The sequence below is a fragment of the Brevibacillus sp. AG genome, assembly GCF_028369215.1.
GTDB classification, from domain to species: Bacteria; Bacillota; Bacilli; order Brevibacillales; family Brevibacillaceae; genus Brevibacillus; species Brevibacillus porteri.
On the sequence record NZ_JAQMYO010000016.1, the window covers coordinates 76,678 to 94,328 of the forward strand.

Below are 17,651 nucleotides of genomic sequence, written 5' to 3' on the forward strand. Positions count from 1 at the left end.
GTTCATATCCTGTACGAAGCTTTTCAGTCGATCTAAGGATGGCCAGCTTAGAACGGTTTTTTAGTTCATGAATTTACCGAAAAGTCTATTCGCCCAATCAGGTATCGTGTCACTCTGATAATGCTTCAGCTTTTCAATACTCATTCCATTACATTGATTAAGGACGGACTGATCCCAATGGCCGCCTTTTTGTACTAATCCGTTGAGAAGCTGCTTAATGCTTTGCTCAACAACCTTCATCTCAATCTTATTAATTGGTCGAAGTATTAGTGTCGATATAGACCAATCATCAGGTCTTGCCACTTCGATAATGAATAATGCCGAGTTTCCGTATGCTACCTGAACAACAGCACAAGTCCTACGAGTTCCGTTTGGACAGACAGAGAAGCGTTTCCCTAGAGGAATCCGCAAAACTGACATTTTGATGTTTACCAAAAATAACTTCTTAAGAATCTCAATCATTTGAAAAAACGACTCTAACCCTGTTGCTTCATTTACAGGGATCGTCTCCAGGGTCAAAAATTCGATAGGAGGAGTGTCTCCTCCAACCATGGAGTCCTGAGTACTTATTTCTTTAGTTCCCGCATATTTCCCGCCTCGTCCTGATGATACAATCACGTCTGTTCCGGTATTCGAATGTTTTACATTTAGCCGACGCGTCTCAACAACAGGATAATTGACGAACTTCATGATCGCAGGCGGAGTTTCGAGGACATCTTGGTTGGTATCTTCTTTGGCATTGTCGCTTTGATCATTCAGAACATAGTCATTATTCTTAGCTCCAGAGGTGATTCGAACAGATTTATCACCAGCACTCCATTCACGCTTTTTCTTGGAAGGGTGCCAGAAGAGGATCTCATCTGCCGGATGCCGAAAGCCGCCAATTGCGAGAATTTCTTTTACCAATACATAGTCAATAAACTGATCGCCTCGAACATGTAATTCAATAGGGCCTATCACAGGCAGATTAACGTCAAGTGGTATACCCTTTTTAAATGTTGCAGTAGGATTGTATGGCGAATTCTTAACCGCTTGACTGAACATGTTCTGATAAACGGAATCCCACAAGGATCGAATCCTGGAGTCTGTATGTATCCATGATAAATGACGTGCATTATTGTCGGTAGCTAATTTGGCCGGAACTCGACTGGTCAAATCGAAATGAAATATTCTCCCCTGAGAATGACTATTATCGACAAGCAGTTCCAAACCGTGCGGTTGAAGCAAATAATAGGCCAAGTACCTCGAATTAATGAACATGGCTCTGACTAATTCAATGACTGGAATACAGTACGTTGGACCACTTGTTCGATACTGAATAATATTCTGCAGCCCGAGTTCTGGATTTTTACCGAAATCGATTAGACGCTTCGGCAGCTTAAAACTGTTTGTAACTGTCCCTTGATCTAGGGAATCTATCCTAAATTGGAATGCTGATCCGCTCATAGGTCTGATCTGATCATAAACGCCGTTCGAATAGATTTGACCTATGCGCAAATAAGGAAGTGTTCCCCAAGGGTAGGATACAACTTTTATCCCCGAGGCACTCGTTCTGAACGCCACACGAATGCGCCAGTTCCCCTTGTAATCCATAAACGGAGAGCCAAACCAAACTAACTCTGCCTCTTGGTTCTCCGGAAATGGCCAAGATTTCAGTTTCAGTGCAACCATGAAGATGTCCCCTCTGAAGATATGACTGTGTACATAAATCTGCTTTGACCGATACAACGATCTATTTCATCGGATACTTCTTGCGAATAATTCGGCCTTAGCCCTGCAAGTTTCTCAATTTTCCACCGTTTCAATGGCCATTCACCTGTCAGTTGTTCTGCTGCCCAGCGTACTCTGCGCTTCTGAAACTGAGTTACCGATTCCAAATAGGTTGACATGGTCCGCATTGTTACTGGAAGCTTATCGCCGTGTTTCTCAAGCCAACTTAACTTGCCAATACGTTTGCCGATTAAAGCAATCGAAATCCGAATAGGCTTGGAGTTGAGATCGGATAAAATAGATTTGCATGCCGATTCAACCTCCCAGCTTAGCTCCAAATCGCGCTTTTCCCAATCAACGCGTATCATGGGTGCATTCCTTGAAACGGGCGAGGAAAGATTCCTTCTGGCCTTTTGGGATCTCCTTTCATGCGGCTGTTTAGCTGTTTCAACTATATCGGTGTGGGCATATTTAATCACGGTATTCGTGTCTACCCCAAGAATATTAGCGACGGCACGGTAGGATAACCCCTCTTGAATACATTGTTCAAGTTTGCCTACCCATACGGGCCCGAACGACTTAATGCGTCCTCGATGAAACTTATCTTTTTCCAATTGATCTGGCCCTCTCCGAGAATAGGAGAAGCCGCACGAACACATGAAGGTCCCGACAGGGCGTCCAGTATCAGAGCAACGAGTAATGTTACATTGCGTTACAACAAGCTCTTCATAGTGTTCAGCTGCTTTATTGAGACATGGCCAAGGGCCAATACCAAATGGCCCGTCATAATCTTTCGAACAATTTAGGAAATCGCCAAATGAACCATACAAATAGCGGATAAGAAGTAGTTGCCGCAAAGGATGAATGGCCCAACGCACTTTTCTTGTTGATAGCGCCAACCAAGAGTAGTCCCTATCCGTCAGATTACTCTCGAGCAATTCTAATAGCTCGGGGCTATAAAAACGGACAAGCTGTTCTTCCAGTTTTTGTTGTCGAATATGCTCTCCCGCTGTCACGAATCCCTGCTCTGCTAATCTAGGAAGGATTTTCTGCCGTGAATCATATAAAGCTGGCGGCTCGTCCAATTGGACGAGCATCTGAATATCATCTGCAATACCCAATAGGTGATCGATTATTTTATCATGTAAAGATTCAATGATTGGTGCCGAACGAAACATATGTCTGGAAATCGGCAGAACAGTTAGCCCATGCCGATCAGACAATGGTGCCGTGATTTCATGTAAAATCCTTTGATGCACATGACAAAGATATACGCCAGGTAATTGATGAATTCGATGCCAGTAGGGTTCACCATACCTTTGAATATCTTGCTCGTAACACGAAGGGCAAAAGCGCAAACGATTCGTTCTATCAATCGTGCTTGCAGTAATACCTACCAGAGCATGAATACCCGATCCATCCGAGCTTTTCATTAATGTTCTTACTCGATTAGCACGTTCTCTCGGTAGAAAAGGAGCGTAATACAGGAAAAAGGTGTGGCGATCGATCCAAACATCAGCACACATCCCTTGTAATTTGCTACTTTTCGATAATGCTTCAAGATGACTCGGAAGGTCGATTGTTGGAATTACGTTATCAGTCTCGTATATTTCTCTGTAAGTCCATTTTGGACTCTCATTGTTGATTCGTAAGTGATATCGAGTTATGACACTATAGAGGAGTTCATCCGGATATGGAATTGGAAGCACACAACCTTGTATCATTTGCTCACGACCTTTAACCGAGAAATTCTAAGGGATCTTTAATGTATCCCGCAATCTTAAGCGAATCGTAAGCAGCCATCTTTTTCTTCTTTCCATGGGATACGATCACACGTATATCAGCTGGTTCTGAGGGCACAATTTTCGGCTTCCTTCTTTGGCGCAGCTCAGATGACTTGTCAGGTATCGGATTTTTCTTCTGAATAGCCAATGCATGCTTCAGTGCTTCTTTATGTAAATCCACATGATCAAGTTCGTGCAAATGAGCTTTTGTCACTTCTTGCGCTGACTTAAGCGCTATTCCTTGGTCTACTCCAACATCAATAAGCCATGCGCTTAATTCAGTAACCGTTTGCTCGGTCACATCGTAACCCAGCTCTGTACGGATAACTTCCAAACGTTCGGCCTGCCGTTGTTCAGCTTCAATTCTGTCCAAGTAATCATCGATGGACACGCTGTCGTAGATGTCGGCAAACTTCTGAATTTGTTTCTTCTTCCCTGAACGCAAAGCTTCTAAAGCCGGTCGAATGAGGGTCAATCGATCCTTCGCAACAGAACGGATTAATTCCGGTGTAATATGATCAATTTCTTTATCAAGTGCTCTCCACTGGGTTAACATGAACAACTTAATCGCGATGTCTGATATTCCTTGAGACTCGTCATACATGACATCGATAAAGGTTTGGTCTAAATCCACTTTGTTGTTCGTCCATTGATATTTCCACAGCCCTTGCAGCAGCCAAGTCCATTCGTCGTCTTTCTTGAAGTGGTGCCATGTGGCGTCTCCCTGACCACTATTACGCCGGGCATTCCTGAATTCTCCGTTAAGTGCAGGAAGAGCCTTATACGTTCCAACCAGAATGACCGGCAATCCAATGGTGTTGACTAATTGAACGAAGAAATTAAGCATTTGTGCCGCTCGGTCATCCTTGGCCTCTTGCAGGTTCTGAATTTCATCAATGACAAGCACTCCCAGGCAATGCACAGCGGCGGCTTGAGCCATTAAAGGGAGCAATTCGTCCGGATTCTTAGTCGCGTTTTTCTTGTAATACTTGGTTCCGACTAAGCTATCTACCGCTAGAAGGAAGTTCAGGCATAGTCCTCTAATCGAGCCGTCATGAGGACAATCCATCTTCAACCATACAATTTGATACGGTGCAGGCATATCTTGGCCTTGATATTTGCGATGCAAAATCACTTGTGGATACATCTGCAGAATGCGAAGCAAACTGCTAGATTTGCCGATGCCGGATATTCCAACTAAAGCGAACCCGGCTGAAGTGGGTGTATTCACCGGATACCCACTTGTGTTGCCTTGCATAATGAGTTCATAGGCGTCTTTACGAGCCCTGAATGCATAGTTGGGGGTAAGTGGGTTACGCCCTACATAACCGTCTCTAATCAACCTAGAGATGCTACTCTGCAATTCCAAATGTCTGGATAAAGGCCGGAAAAAATCTCGAGAAATGCGTTGAACACAATGAAGTCGGAGATGGACAGGTAGATCTCGCTCGGATACTTGGAAAATCGGTTTGGAGGCCAGTTTGTTCACGACTGTCTTATCGTCCCAGATCGCCGGCAAGGCTTCTAAGAGTGGATTACCACGATAGTCCTCCAACAGGGGATCTTGATAATCGGCTTCTACAAATTCGCCGCGGCTGAAATGAAATAACGGAATATCGAATTCGCTCACTCGTCATCACCTTCTTCATTCAAAAAAGCTTTGATTTTCGATAGCTTATCCGCTGGCGGAATATACGATTGTTTCATCTCGTTGTGATTATCACGTTTCAAGGGGACCACATTATCGCTTGGACGCTCCGTAGATGGAGCCTTCTCAGATAACTGAAACGCTTCTTGTTCTCGATTTAATAGTTTCTCGTTCGTACGTCGTTGTCTTGAGCCCTTAACGCGCTGATTATTGCTTTCCTCGCTGTGCTTAATGGCCTCGTTCGTCTTCTGGGTTGCCTCTTTCACAATAGCCTCCCGCTGGGCATCGAGCTCTACTTTGGAATACATATTGCTCGTTTCTTGATGTCGTCCTTGATATCGTTCGATTTCCTGTAAATCTTCTACTTCCTCGAACCTCTTATTTTGATATCGCTCTTCGCGTTCAAGAAGCGTACATGTCACAAACTGATGACCATTATCCAGCCACAGATAAATTTCATTCGTCGAGCGAGGGTCATAGCACACCTTAACTCGCCACGTTTTACCCGCACGCGCCTTAACGAACCATTGCTCGCGCATCGCCAGATCGCATCCGTAATGCATACCCTTAAATTGAATCCCCGCAGAGGTTACTGTAGCTTCTCCTTGCAGCATCAAATTCAACTTCACGATATGCTCTGGCTGTTTCTTGAGTCGGCCATTCCGATTAATGATTCCCCAACGCCACAACTCTCTCGGTATTGGTGTTACATCTTCTGCAACCATGAATTCATTCCGGTCATACCAGAGCATATGATGATTATTATTGTGATACAAAACATTTTGGATCATGATTTTAGTGAACTCGCGGAGGGTCAACTTCGCATCCAAGCGATAATCTCTTTCGCCACGTTCGCGAAATCGCTCTTTGATAGCTCCCGGAATGAATCGGATGCTTCGCAGGTTGGTTAATCGGAATTGCTGTTCTACAATTCCCTTCCAGTCTGCACGATAAGGAGGAGCGTTTTCTACGTCCACACCCAATACATCGATAAGATGACTTGGTTTATTGCCTTCAAGCTCTCCCCGGTCCGCCGTCAGTTTTTGAGGCAAATGGCTGCTTACCCACTCCTCAGGTTCAATAGCGATTCCAAATTGCGCACAAAATCGAACCTTATCGGTCGTCGTATTGGCAAGTGCCATCATGGCCCCAATCCAGCTAGGACCTTCTAACCCAATATAAATACCGGCAATGTATCGGCTGAATACATCAATCACGATGTAGATAATCGGACGGCCAATAATCCATTCTCGCCGATACTCACTAACCAAGTAAACGTCAGCTACAGTTGCGTCGATCTGAAATCGGGAGCCGGGACCGAAGCTTTCATAGGTAGAGCTTCCGAGAATCGGACGAAAGTCTAACGCGAATCTTTTATTTCCATGTCGGCTTTTTAGCGTATCTTCCAAGTCCATTTCTTTCTTGAACCAGTACTTGTATTGCCCGAATGTAGGCAACTTCTCAGGTGGAGGAAGAATGGGCACAAGAGCATTCCCGCTTTGTCTGAACCCAGATGCAAAGAATTTTTCGAGTGTTTTCTGATAGGCATGCTTTAGCGGCGCTTTATCCTTGTTGTTATAAAACAATCGGATGCCGGAACGAAGTAACTGCTTGGTTTCCTCGTCGATATTAATGCCTACAGGCGCGTCTTCAAACTTTCTCGGACGACCACGCTTTATCTCCTTTGGTTCCCTGTCATTTCCGAAACTCCCGCAATTATTGAAGTGGGGCAATAGGGCGTTTTTCATCTTCCCACCTTGCCAATATCTACGCAAATAACGGTAAAGGGTGCTCTTATGTAGACCTGTCCGTTCTTGTGCTTCTCGAATTCGCGCTCCTCGAAACCCTTTATCGAAGCACGCCGGTTCGTCCACAACAATTTCTTTGATTGCGTCCCATGATTTATCTCGCAAAGACAGATGCTCGCTATCAATTCCTGAATCCAATAAAGGGATGCTGTCGTTAATCCATTCAATTTGTCTACAAAGATTCGACTCAAAACCGACTGTATACTCAGTGTAAGTCTTCATGACTGGAAATGCTTTGTCATCTTGCATCGCAATGATAAAGAGCAAATCTCTTGAGGGTGATATCCATAATATACGTTCGATAAGACGATTCTCAGAGTGAGACAGGCTCCACTCAACAACCATATTCTCAAACAGAGTTTGCAAGATTTTTACCCGCCTTTCGCAAGCTTTTCGACCTGTACGTTAACAATGAAGTCCTTCGCTGCAAGCGTTGGCTGAATTCTTTCATTCATATTTACCGACCATATCTTACGAGCAATAAAGTGACGAAACATCGCCAATGATGTACCTACTTCCAGTCCTAGTTGTTCATCGCAAGATAAGCAGGCTCTAGCAATTGTTTCTCCATCTTGCAAACGAGATGCCAGCATTCGCTGCAAATTCTGAACTGTATATACGCCTAATTCGGAAACATCATCGTTATGATACTCTTTGTGAACCCATTCGATATTTCGAATCAATGCTTCAGGCAAGTCTTGATCCGTGATCATTCCCCAATCGACATGTCGCGATTCCCAATACAACCTCTCAATTTCGAATTTTTCAATCGTACGCTCATTTTCAATTTGAGAGGCAGGCTTTACCGTCCTAGCATAGTTTTTATCTTTGAACGTAATCATGAAGTCCGTTGTCATCACAATCGGGATTCCGGTTTTAGGATCTGTTGGATGCTCAACGCCTACTTTTTCTGCAATTAACAAAGTTTCTTCGAGTGGAAGAAGGGGGAACTGCTCGCGGATATCCGATACATCATCGGAATAATCCAGCAGATAGCAATAATCGCGTTCGATATCAGAAAGTAACTCATGTCTTCGGCCAGTCGTCCAGCCAACTCCACGAGTTGCTCTGCCTTCCGAGGGAACGTCTTGAATTCTAAGCCAAGGAAGGTATTCCTTGCCCGTCCCTTGGCCTCTTCCTTCTTTAATGAATCGTTCAATCTTTGCTTCCGTGATCTCGCGTTTTCTTTTTGCCATGATGTCACCTCCACGAACAAAAAAATAGGGCTACCCGAAGGCAGCCCCAAATGGAGTCATGTTGATTGTTCTAGATGTCGATTCTGTAGACAGTAGAAGAGCTCCTTGTAGCAGTATGGCCAGAAATGTGAGTCTAATACTTTATTTTCTCAGTCTACAACTTTATTTTCCTAGTCTAATACTTTATTTTTCAGTCTAATACTTTATTTTCTTTTGACACAAAGGATGTTCTTATTCTTCTACCCTACTCAACCGTCACACTCTTCGCCAAGTTCCGTGGTTTATCCACGTCAAGGCCACGAGCGACAGAAGCGTAGTAAGCAAGCAATTGCAATGGAATGACGGTCAGAATCGGTGTGAGCATTGGCAGTGTGGCTGGCATGTAAATGACCTCATCCACACTCTTCGCCAGGTCGTGGTTGCCTTCAGTCGCAAAGCCCAGTACATGAGCGCCGCGAGCTTTTACTTCCACGATGTTGCTTACCGTTTTTTCGTAGATGTCTGGTTGCGTAGCCAAAGCTACAACTGGAACATTATCTTCAATCAGCGCAAGTGTACCGTGCTTCAGCTCACCAGCTGGATACGCCTCGGAGTGAATGTAGGAGATTTCCTTCAGCTTCAGAGAGCCTTCCAGCGATACCGCATAGTCGAGGCTGCGGCCGATGAAGAACAGGCTGCTTACCTCTTTTGTGCCCTCTGCAAAGCGACGAATTTGATCATCGTCATTCAGCATGGAAGCGATTTTGCCAGGGATCTCGCTCAGGTGCTCAACAACCTCAGCAACCTCAGCAGCCGCCATGGTGCCTTTTACTTGAGCCAGATACAGGCTGAACAAGTACAGGGCAACGACTTGGGAGGTGTATGCTTTCGTAGATGCTACCGCTACTTCTGGGCCCGCCCACGTAAAGATCACTTCGTCAGCTTCACGAGCTACAGAGCTGCCTACCACGTTGGTGATAGCCAATACCTTCACGTTGCTCTTCTTCGCCTCACGTAGCGCAGCCAGCGTGTCTGCTGTCTCACCAGATTGGCTGATGACGATCATCAGTGTCTTGTCTGTGTAGATCGGATCACGGTAACGGAACTCAGAAGCCACTGCTACCTCTACAGGTACGCGAGTCCATTTTTCGATAACATCCTTACCGACGAGACCTGCGTGCATGGAAGTACCGCATGCCACGATGTAGATTCGATCGTATGTCGCCAGCTCCGCATCGCTCATTTTCAGCTCAGGCAAAATCACTCGCTTGTTGTCCTCGTCAATGCGGGCACCCATGGTATCGCGAACAGCTTGAGGCTGCTCGTGCATTTCCTTGAGCATAAAGGAATCATATCCGCCTTTTTCCGCTTGTACCAGATCCCACTCGACATGGAACAGTTCCCGCTCGATTTTCTCGCCGGTCTCTGCGTTCATCAGTTCCACACCATCGCGAGTCAATACAGCCATTTCGCCTTCGTTCAAAATGTACACGTCACGTGTATGCTCCAAAATAGCCGGGATATCAGAACCGATAAAGCTCTCGCCTTGACCCACACCAACTACCAACGGGCTAGCCAAACGAATCGCTACCAGCTTATCTGGCTCGTGCTCTGTCATGATTCCCAATGCATAGGCACCACGCATGCGTTGAACAGCACGACGCGCTGTAGAAACGATATCGCCGTCGTACATGTCAGCGAGCAAGTGAGCGATAACCTCGGTATCTGTCTCAGAAGTGAACGTGTAGCCTTTTTCCAGCAGCTCTTCTTTCAATGGCAGGAAGTTTTCGATAATCCCGTTGTGAACGACTGCAAAAGCCGATTTCTCGTCTGTGTGTGGGTGGGAGTTCTCGTCAGACGGTTTTCCGTGTGTCGCCCAACGTGTATGCCCGATTCCCATAGAACCAGCCAATGGATTCGACTCCAAACGACCTTCGAGAACAGCCAGTCGACCCTGAGCTTTTGAGTACTCCAATCCGTTTGCATTCACGACAGCGACCCCTGCTGAATCATAGCCGCGATACTCCAGCTTGCGAAGTCCTCCGATCACGATGTCTTGCGCTTGTTTATTTCCAATATATCCAACGATTCCGCACATAAGTGTATGGTCCCCTTCCAATTTGGCGAGGGACTTCGACCCGAACAATGGTACGGGGGTGAGTCCCCCGCCATTCCATGTTTTTTATATGATCATTCTGTTTCATCTATTTCGGCAATGGTAAAAAACGTATCACACGCAAGGTTTTGTCCATCAGATCACCCTGATGTTTTGTCCCTGTGCTCTGCGGCAGTGATACTGCTGCCGGGAGGTATCCGCCGAATGCTTCGATAAACCTCCACCTCGTCCACTGGGCTCCATGTCGGGCAGCCTCAGTGCTGGCGCTTTTCAATGGTATGCATTTGATTTACGATGCTTGTTCTTTTTTGCACAATCCCTCCCAATTTTTTCTTTCTTGGTGCTAGCGCACATGAACACTGTACCACAGATTGTGGAGAGCGACAATATCTCGTCGTCGTATTTTAGTTGTATGCAAAAGGGAGCGGCATCGAAACCGCTCCCTGCTACTTTTTACACTAATTTTACACCAGTTCTTGTTTAACCACGTCAACAATCCGATTCACGAGCCCTTCCAACTGAGCCGCATCTGGACCTTCTGCCATGACACGTACGATTGGCTCTGTTCCGGACGGACGAACCAGAACGCGACCATTGCCAGCCAAATCTTCTTCCACTTCACGAATCGCCTGCGCAATCGCTTCATTGCCATTCAGCTTTGACTTGTCCTCTACACGGACATTGATCAGAAGCTGCGGATACTTGACCATCACTTGTTTGAGCTCGGACAACGGCTTGCCAGACTCCTTGATGATGTTCAAGAGCTGCAAACCAGTTAACAGACCGTCTCCTGTCGTATTGTAGTCCAGGAAGACGATATGACCGGATTGTTCGCCACCGAGATTATAGCCGCCGCGCAGCATCTCTTCTACTACATAGCGATCCCCTACAGCAGTCTTCGTCGTATTGATGGAGCACTCTTCCATCCCTTTAAAGAAGCCCATGTTGGCCATTACTGTCGTGACAACTGTATTGTTGTTGAGCTTTCCTTTTGCCTTGAGTGCTCGTGCACAGACCGCCATAATATAGTCGCCGTCGATGATTTCACCAGTATTATCTACTGCAATGCAGCGATCCGCATCCCCATCAAAGGAAAGACCCAGGTCAGCTTTATGCTTCAATACTTCTTCTACTAGACGTTCAGGATGCGTTGAACCGCACTGGTCATTGATGTTGATTCCATTCGGATTCGCACCAATCGTGATCACTTCAGCGTCCACATCCGCAAACAGACGAGCTGCCAATGATGAGACAGCACCATTTGCACAGTCCAGGACTACTTTCAGACCGTCAAATCGCTCAGATACGGTACTCTTCAAGTGAGAGAGGTACTTTTGTCCACCCTCAAGGAATTCCAGAACCGTCCCGATTTGTTCGCCTGTTGGTCGAGGCAAAGTGTCCTCTGCCGCGTCCAAATACTGTTCTACTTCAGCTTCCACTTCGTCGGACAGTTTAAAACCGTTGCTGCCGAAGAACTTGATTCCGTTATCCGGAAACGGATTGTGAGAGGCGGAGATCATAACACCCGCATCTGCACCAAGTGCACGTGTGAGATACGCTACCCCCGAGGTGGAGATAACACCCAATCTGACCACTTCTGCTCCAACCGATAACAGTCCAGCCAAAAGTGCGTTTTCCAGCATTTGTCCGGAAATGCGCGTATCGCGCCCAATCACCACTTTTGGTTTCCCTTCCTGCTTGTGTCTGGTGAGAACGTAACCGCCAACGCGTCCGATTTTAAATGCCAGTTCGGGTGTCAGTTGTGTATTTGCTACACCGCGTACACCGTCTGTTCCGAAATACTTCCCCATGATTGTCCCTCATTTCCTTCCTTGTGCACACAACAGCTTATGTCTACCTTTGCTTGTTCGTGATTTGAATTGTGACCTTTCTAGGTGCGCCCGCAGAAGTCTTGATATACTCCGACTGATTGAAGATGTAATTCAATGGTACTTCGTATACACCCGCCGGCATATTGCTGACATCTGCTACGACCTGCAAGTCTTCATGCCTCAACTGATTCAGCACGTCTGGTGCGCCGATCACGTCGAAGTCGATTGTAGACATCTCCTGGCCATCGGTGGATAGTACCTTTGCTTCCATGCTTTCTGATAGCCCGCTAATGCGAATCGGAATTTTATCCAAACGCTTGGTCGTTGATGGAACGACTTTCAGCGATACGGTCACATACTCCGGCTCGACCTTCACAATATTATCCATTAACGGTATCTTTAACTCTATATCGCGATCTGATGTAATGTTGCCGAGATCGATTTCCGGGCCTGGGTATGTGTTGGATTTGATGCCATCAATGACTTCCTTCGGTCCATATACCGTGACCTCTTCCACATTCATACCCATACTAGCCAAACTATAGCCATTTGGTAATTCATTCGTCAAGTTTAATTTGATTGGCACTTTGGCAAACGGACTCGTTACGGGGATGTTCACTTCTACCGTAAGTGGCACCACATCCGCCCCTTGAATCACGTTACCAGACTTGTCCACGACTTTGAGCGGAACCGTTGTCTTGATTGCCGAAGTAGCCCCTTCCAAGTCAACCGAAGCCTTAACTGCTGCTACCTTATTCACTTGGCTTTCAGGTACCCTTACAAGCGCCCTAAACGGCTTCACAATAGGCTCTCCAGCCGTGTAACCAGGGGCGACCTGTCCCAATTTCTCCACGGAAACTTCACGCTCAACGGTCTTTTTCTCTTCCAATGTAATTTCCACGATATTCGGGATGATCCCTACCTTGACTTCATCCGGGAATCCTTTGTACTGGACAGGTACACGATGTGTTCCTTTTCCCAGGCTTGTCGCATCGACATACACTTCCCACGATTCCTCTGGGAAGAAATTGTGTCGATAAAAAGGATTATTGCTTTCCAAGGCGACCTTTACCGTTCGTTGCTGCTTGACCACCTGATAACGATCGGTATCGTATCTCACATGCAAATTGACACTATCAATAAAAGTTGGCTGACTTGCCTCAGGAGTCGTCGTTTGTTCTGCTTCCAGATTGACAATCATCCATGTCATGATAGCCAAAAGCAACGCAACAGCACGTGCAAACCAGTGACTGTTTAACCATTTATCCATGTTTTCGCCTCCATTGCCAACGACTTCCCATGGATTTGCCTTTGGACAGAGGCTGAAGCTGTTCTGTCAGCATCTCTGCCAGTTGCGCCTCCGTCAGATTGCGATTCATTGCTCCATGCGCGGCAAAGGACACCTGACCAGTCTCTTCGGATACGATGATCGCAATGCCATCGGAAACCTCACTTAACCCTATTGCCGCACGATGGCGCGTCCCCAACTCCTTGGAGATGGAATTGTTTTCAGACAGTGGAAGATAACAGGCAGCAGCCATAATCATGTCTTTTCGCATAATGACTGCACCATCATGCAACGGTGTATTCGGGATGAAAATATTAATCAACAGCTCTGAGCTGACTCGCCCGTTAATGCCAATACCCGTTTCCACGTAGTCATTTAGACCCGTCTCTCTCTCAATGACGATCAATGCACCAATACGACGCTTGGCCATGTACGTAACCGATTTGCCCACCTCTTGAACCAAGCGGCTAACAGCCTCGTCATCCTGCGTACTGCTTGAACGGGAAAAAAGCTTGCCTCGACCAAGCTGCTCCAGTGCTCGACGCAACTCCGGTTGGAAGATGATGACGACCGCCAAAACCCCGAATGTAAAAGCTTGATTCATCAGCGCGTGCAGTGCCGTCAGCTGAAAATATTTGCTAAGGAACCATGTGATGACGATGACCATAATCCCCTTCAGCAATTGTACAGCGCGCGTCCCGCGAATAAGCATAATGATTTTATAGAACACGTATGTAACGAGTAAAATATCCGTTGCATACCGTAGCAAATCCCCATATTCCATGGATATCGATATCATAACGAAGCCCCCATATCTCGCTCCATCTAATGAAGTCAGTCTATCTCCTGCGGAAAAAGCACGGCTCCACTGCCGTGCTCTGATAGCTGTACTCTCTATTTTCTCTTATGGCAAGATCGGAAGCAAGTCATTTCCAATATTTTTCACCTCATACCAAATCCAATCTACGATTGCTTCGATTGATTCGGTATTTCCCACGACTTGGGCGGTCGATGCAACGAACACTTTTCCTTCAATAGCCACAACATTTCCTGTTACATGGCCTTGAACATCTACGTTTCCGTTGCGGACAACCAAGTCTCCATTAATATTGGTTCCTGCTGGTACAACTACGACATTGCGTTCACGATCTATTTTTAATTTATCCAAATTAGCAGATGATACCTGTAAAGTGTCATCCCGGTCAAACCAACTGTTGAATACGCTGCCGGTCATCAAAAAGAGAAATACCGCTGCAGCTGTCAAAAACGGATGATTTCGAAGCCATCCTGATAACAGATTCGCTTTTGTCGGCGCAGGCAATTGCGCAAGTACACGAGCTGTAAAATCAGAAGAGACATGAATATGTGAAGCGCTTTGAACAAACGCGATGGCTCTCTGCAACTCATGCATATGCTGGCGACAATTCACACAAGACTGTATGTGTGTTTGCAATTGCAGATTGGCTAATTCATCAGTGTCCCCATCTAAATATTCGTGGATGAGGCAAATCATATCCCGGCATTCCATCGTGATTTTCTCCTTTCTCACATCAATCGCAACTTGCTGCGTAATGCTTCCCTTCCTCGGTGGATACGCGTCTTGATTGTCGTTATGGGAAGCTTTACGATATCGCTGATCTCCTGCAACGACAAATCCTCAATATAACGCAAGATCATAATCGAGCGATATTTGGGCTGTAAATGAGACAAAGCATCTTGCACCGTCTCCTGCAGCTCCTGCGTTACGACTTTGTCTTCCGGTGTTCGCTCGTTAGAAGACAGGCGTGAATACCAGTCCAGGCCTTGCCCTGGTTCGGTTTCTTCATCCAATGAAAAGTCAGGTCGTTTTTTCCGGCCACGGTCGATACATAGATTGGTCGCGATCCTGTAGATCCACGTGGAGAACTTATAGCTGTCATCGTATGAATGCAAATTGGCATAGACACGCAAAAATGTTTCTTGCGCGATGTCCTCTGCATCCTGACGGTTTCCCACCATACGATATGCGAGCTGAAATATCTTGTCTTTATAAATCTCGATTAACTCCGCAAAAGCTTCACGGTCTCCGCGTTTTGCCCGCTGAGTCAACCGTTTCTCTACAAAATCCATGCGATCCTCCCCACAATACCGTAATCCTATATACGGATGATACTGCATATGGTTTCATTTTTTATCTTGTGTTTGTGCGGATAATTTGTTGGGAAATAGAGGAATAAGCGTTTTGCTTTCCTCTATATATAAGTAATGATAGCTCATTTATCTCACGGGTGGAAAGGAGAGTGCAACGATTGTCAAAAAAAGACGTTCTCCTCGAGATTGAGATGCTGCGAAAAGAACTCAACGAACAGTACAAAAAACAAGCCTGCATTACTCCAGAATTAGTTACGCTAAGTGTACAACTGGACCAGCTATTAAATAAACTTCGTCTCCATCCTTAGAATGTACCGCTTTCCCCTATCAATGTAAAGATGCGGAAAAACAAAAAAAGAGGGCCAAAAGCCTCTCTTTTTTCATGATGATCTTCATTTATTTTACAGTAATTTATCGCCAAAAACGGAACTCATTAAAGCGACTGCAACGCGAGCTGTCATGTTTTCTCGGTCTAGAATCGGGTTGACCTCTACGAATTCTGCCGAACAAAGAATATCTGCATCTGCCAGCATTTCCAATGAGACATGCCCTTCACGATAGGAGATACCACCTATTACTGGCGTCCCTACTCCCGGAGCATCGTGTGGATCAAGTCCATCCAAATCGAGACTCAAATGCACGCCATCTGTGTTTTTGGACACATGCGCGATTGCTTCATCCATAACTCGAGCCATACCCAATTTATCAATTTCATGCATGGTGAAAACCTTCATTCCAATACGCTTGATCAATTCACGCTCACCTTGATCCAGATCACGCGCACCGATGATGACCACGTTTTCTGCTTGTACCTTTGGTGTATATCCCCCAATGCTCGTCAGACGCTCATGCCCATAACCCAAGCTCGCTGCCAAAGGCATACCGTGAATATTTCCCGATGGAGAAGTGGCACCCGTATTCAGATCACCATGAGCATCAAACCAAATCACGCCCAGGTTTTTTACGTGCTTAGCCACACCTGCAATGGTTCCAAGGGCAATGCTGTGATCGCCCCCCAATACGAGTGGGAATCGACCAGCAGTCATGATATCGCTTACAACATTGGCAAGCTTTTCATTGGCTTCCACGACTTCATCCAGGTATTTATGATTTTCCGTCTCGGTGAAGTGATGAGGGCGCGTTACAAAAATATCTCCTCGGTCTTCAATATTGAAACCCATCTTTTCCATGCGTGCTACCACACCTGCATAACGGATAGCGCTAGGTCCCATATCAACTCCGCGGCGGTCTGCACCTAGATCCATCGGTACACCAACAATGCTCATGTTTTTGTTCATAGAAGTGCCACCCTTTCCTTCGTTCATTCATTCTCTACCCCTATATTGTAGCCCCGGAAAGCAAAATGACTCAACTCGACATGATTTTGCATAAATAACCTGTCGGACAAGCTTTGTCAAAAACACAAAAAAACGAGCAACCATTTCGGTTTCTCGTTTCTAGTAAGCATATGGAGCGGGTGATGGGAATCGAACCCACGCGACCAGCTTGGAAGGCTGGAGTTCTACCATTGAACTACACCCGCATATAAAAATGGTCGGGAAGACAGGATTCGAACCTGCGACCCCTTGGTCCCAAGCCAAGTACTCTACCAAGCTGAGCTACTTCCCGATAAGTGGCGTGCCCTGAGAGATTCGAACTCCCGACCTTTTGATTCGTAGTCAAACGCTCTATCCAGCTGAGCTAAGGGCACCTATTATAATTTTAAAAAACTGGTGAGCCATGAAGGACTCGAACCTTCGACCCTCTGATTAAAAGTCAGATGCTCTACCAACTGAGCTAATGGCTCGCAAAATGGCTGGGGTACTAGGATTTGAACCTAGGAATGACGGAGTCAAAGTCCGTTGCCTTACCGCTTGGCTATACCCCAACAACCCGCAAAATAAAAAAATGGTGGGGAGAGACGGATTCGAACCGCCGAACCCGGAGGGAGCAGATTTACAGTCTGCCGTGTTTAGCCACTTCACTATCTCCCCATTTTTTATGGTGGAGGCTGACGGGATCGAACCGCCGACCCTCTGCTTGTAAGGCAGATGCTCTCCCAGCTGAGCTAAGCCTCCAAATCCCTGACAAAGTGACGAGTATGCTGCTTAGCATACTCTGAGAACTTTGCAGGTACCTTAACCATTGTTAAGGCGTTTT

13 protein-coding genes and 7 tRNA genes are annotated in these 17,651 nt (G+C 46.1%); 1 reads left to right on the top strand and 19 read right to left on the bottom strand.

The features are described 5' to 3' along the window. Window positions 1-60: 60 nt before the first annotated feature. The 11 genes from POF51_RS28920 to sigW form a co-directional block, all read right to left on the bottom strand. A complete protein-coding gene (locus POF51_RS28920; protein ID WP_271756561.1) occupies window positions 61-1,671 on the bottom strand; it encodes a Tn7-like element transposition protein TnsE in 1,611 nt (536 codons plus the stop codon). Continuing rightward, window positions 1,659-3,434: a TnsD family Tn7-like transposition protein gene (locus POF51_RS28925; RefSeq protein ID WP_271756562.1), complete on the bottom strand. Its 1,776-nt coding sequence runs from the start codon at window positions 3,432-3,434 to the stop codon at window positions 1,659-1,661. The genes POF51_RS28920 and POF51_RS28925 overlap by 13 nt, the downstream gene beginning before the upstream one ends. A gap of 13 nt (window positions 3,435-3,447) precedes the next feature. Continuing rightward, window positions 3,448-5,124 carry an ATP-binding protein gene (locus POF51_RS28930; RefSeq protein WP_271756563.1) on the bottom strand — a complete coding sequence of 559 codons (1,677 nt, stop codon included), beginning with the start codon at window positions 5,122-5,124 and terminating at the stop codon, window positions 3,448-3,450. Further along, window positions 5,121-7,316, bottom strand: a complete 2,196-nt coding sequence (locus POF51_RS28935) for a Mu transposase C-terminal domain-containing protein (protein ID WP_271756564.1) — start codon at window positions 7,314-7,316, stop codon at window positions 5,121-5,123. The genes POF51_RS28930 and POF51_RS28935 overlap by 4 nt, the downstream gene beginning before the upstream one ends. 5 nt (window positions 7,317-7,321) lie before the next feature. Next, on the bottom strand, window positions 7,322-8,146 hold the full coding sequence (locus tag POF51_RS28940) for a TnsA endonuclease N-terminal domain-containing protein (protein ID WP_271756565.1): 825 nt from the start codon (window positions 8,144-8,146) through the stop codon (window positions 7,322-7,324). 244 nt (window positions 8,147-8,390) lie between these two features. Next, window positions 8,391-10,223 (bottom strand): glutamine--fructose-6-phosphate transaminase (isomerizing), encoded by a 1,833-nt coding sequence (gene glmS / locus POF51_RS28945; protein ID WP_069852815.1) that lies wholly within the window; start codon window positions 10,221-10,223, stop codon window positions 8,391-8,393. 482 nt (window positions 10,224-10,705) lie between these two features. Continuing rightward, entirely contained in the window at window positions 10,706-12,052 is a 1,347-nt protein-coding gene (gene glmM / locus POF51_RS28950) for a phosphoglucosamine mutase (RefSeq protein ID WP_069852817.1), read from the bottom strand. Between the two features lie 43 nt (window positions 12,053-12,095). Beyond that, window positions 12,096-13,343 carry a CdaR family protein gene (locus POF51_RS28955; RefSeq protein ID WP_017247074.1) on the bottom strand — a complete coding sequence of 416 codons (1,248 nt, stop codon included), beginning with the start codon at window positions 13,341-13,343 and terminating at the stop codon, window positions 12,096-12,098. After that, entirely contained in the window at window positions 13,336-14,160 is an 825-nt protein-coding gene (cdaA, locus tag POF51_RS28960; RefSeq protein WP_017247073.1) for a diadenylate cyclase CdaA, read from the bottom strand. Before cdaA ends, POF51_RS28955 begins: the two co-directional genes overlap by 8 nt. 105 nt (window positions 14,161-14,265) lie before the next feature. Further along, the gene (locus POF51_RS28965) at window positions 14,266-14,889 is read right to left on the bottom strand and encodes a zf-HC2 domain-containing protein (protein WP_069852820.1); all 624 of its coding nucleotides are present in this window, start codon (window positions 14,887-14,889) and stop codon (window positions 14,266-14,268) included. 17 nt (window positions 14,890-14,906) lie between these two features. Beyond that, window positions 14,907-15,470 carry an RNA polymerase sigma factor SigW gene (sigW, locus tag POF51_RS28970; RefSeq protein ID WP_016742677.1) on the bottom strand — a complete coding sequence of 188 codons (564 nt, stop codon included), beginning with the start codon at window positions 15,468-15,470 and terminating at the stop codon, window positions 14,907-14,909. 170 nt (window positions 15,471-15,640) lie between these two features. On the opposite strand from sigW, the gene POF51_RS28975 reads away from it, so the two are divergent. Beyond that, window positions 15,641-15,799: an aspartyl-phosphate phosphatase Spo0E family protein gene (locus tag POF51_RS28975; protein ID WP_017247071.1), complete on the top strand. Its 159-nt coding sequence runs from the start codon at window positions 15,641-15,643 to the stop codon at window positions 15,797-15,799. 93 nt (window positions 15,800-15,892) lie between these two features. Here POF51_RS28975 and rocF read toward each other — a convergent pair whose 3' ends face one another. The 8 genes from rocF to POF51_RS29015 all read right to left on the bottom strand — a co-directional run bounded on the left by rocF (window position 15,893) and on the right by POF51_RS29015 (window position 17,569). Further along, on the bottom strand, window positions 15,893-16,789 hold the full coding sequence (rocF, locus tag POF51_RS28980; protein WP_271756567.1) for an arginase: 897 nt from the start codon (window positions 16,787-16,789) through the stop codon (window positions 15,893-15,895). Window positions 16,790-16,960: 171 nt separating this feature from the next. Continuing rightward, window positions 16,961-17,034 (bottom strand) — tRNA-Gly (locus tag POF51_RS28985). A 9-nt stretch (window positions 17,035-17,043) separates the two neighbouring features. Next, a tRNA-Pro gene (locus tag POF51_RS28990) sits at window positions 17,044-17,120 on the bottom strand. 5 nt (window positions 17,121-17,125) lie between these two features. Then, window positions 17,126-17,202: transfer RNA gene (locus POF51_RS28995), tRNA-Arg, on the bottom strand. A gap of 20 nt (window positions 17,203-17,222) precedes the next feature. Then, window positions 17,223-17,298 (bottom strand) — tRNA-Lys (locus tag POF51_RS29000). Between the two features lie 6 nt (window positions 17,299-17,304). Further along, window positions 17,305-17,379, bottom strand: a tRNA-Gln gene (locus POF51_RS29005). Between the two features lie 21 nt (window positions 17,380-17,400). Continuing rightward, a tRNA-Tyr gene (locus POF51_RS29010) sits at window positions 17,401-17,485 on the bottom strand. A gap of 8 nt (window positions 17,486-17,493) precedes the next feature. Then, a tRNA-Val gene (locus POF51_RS29015) sits at window positions 17,494-17,569 on the bottom strand. Window positions 17,570-17,651 lie beyond the last annotated feature (82 nt).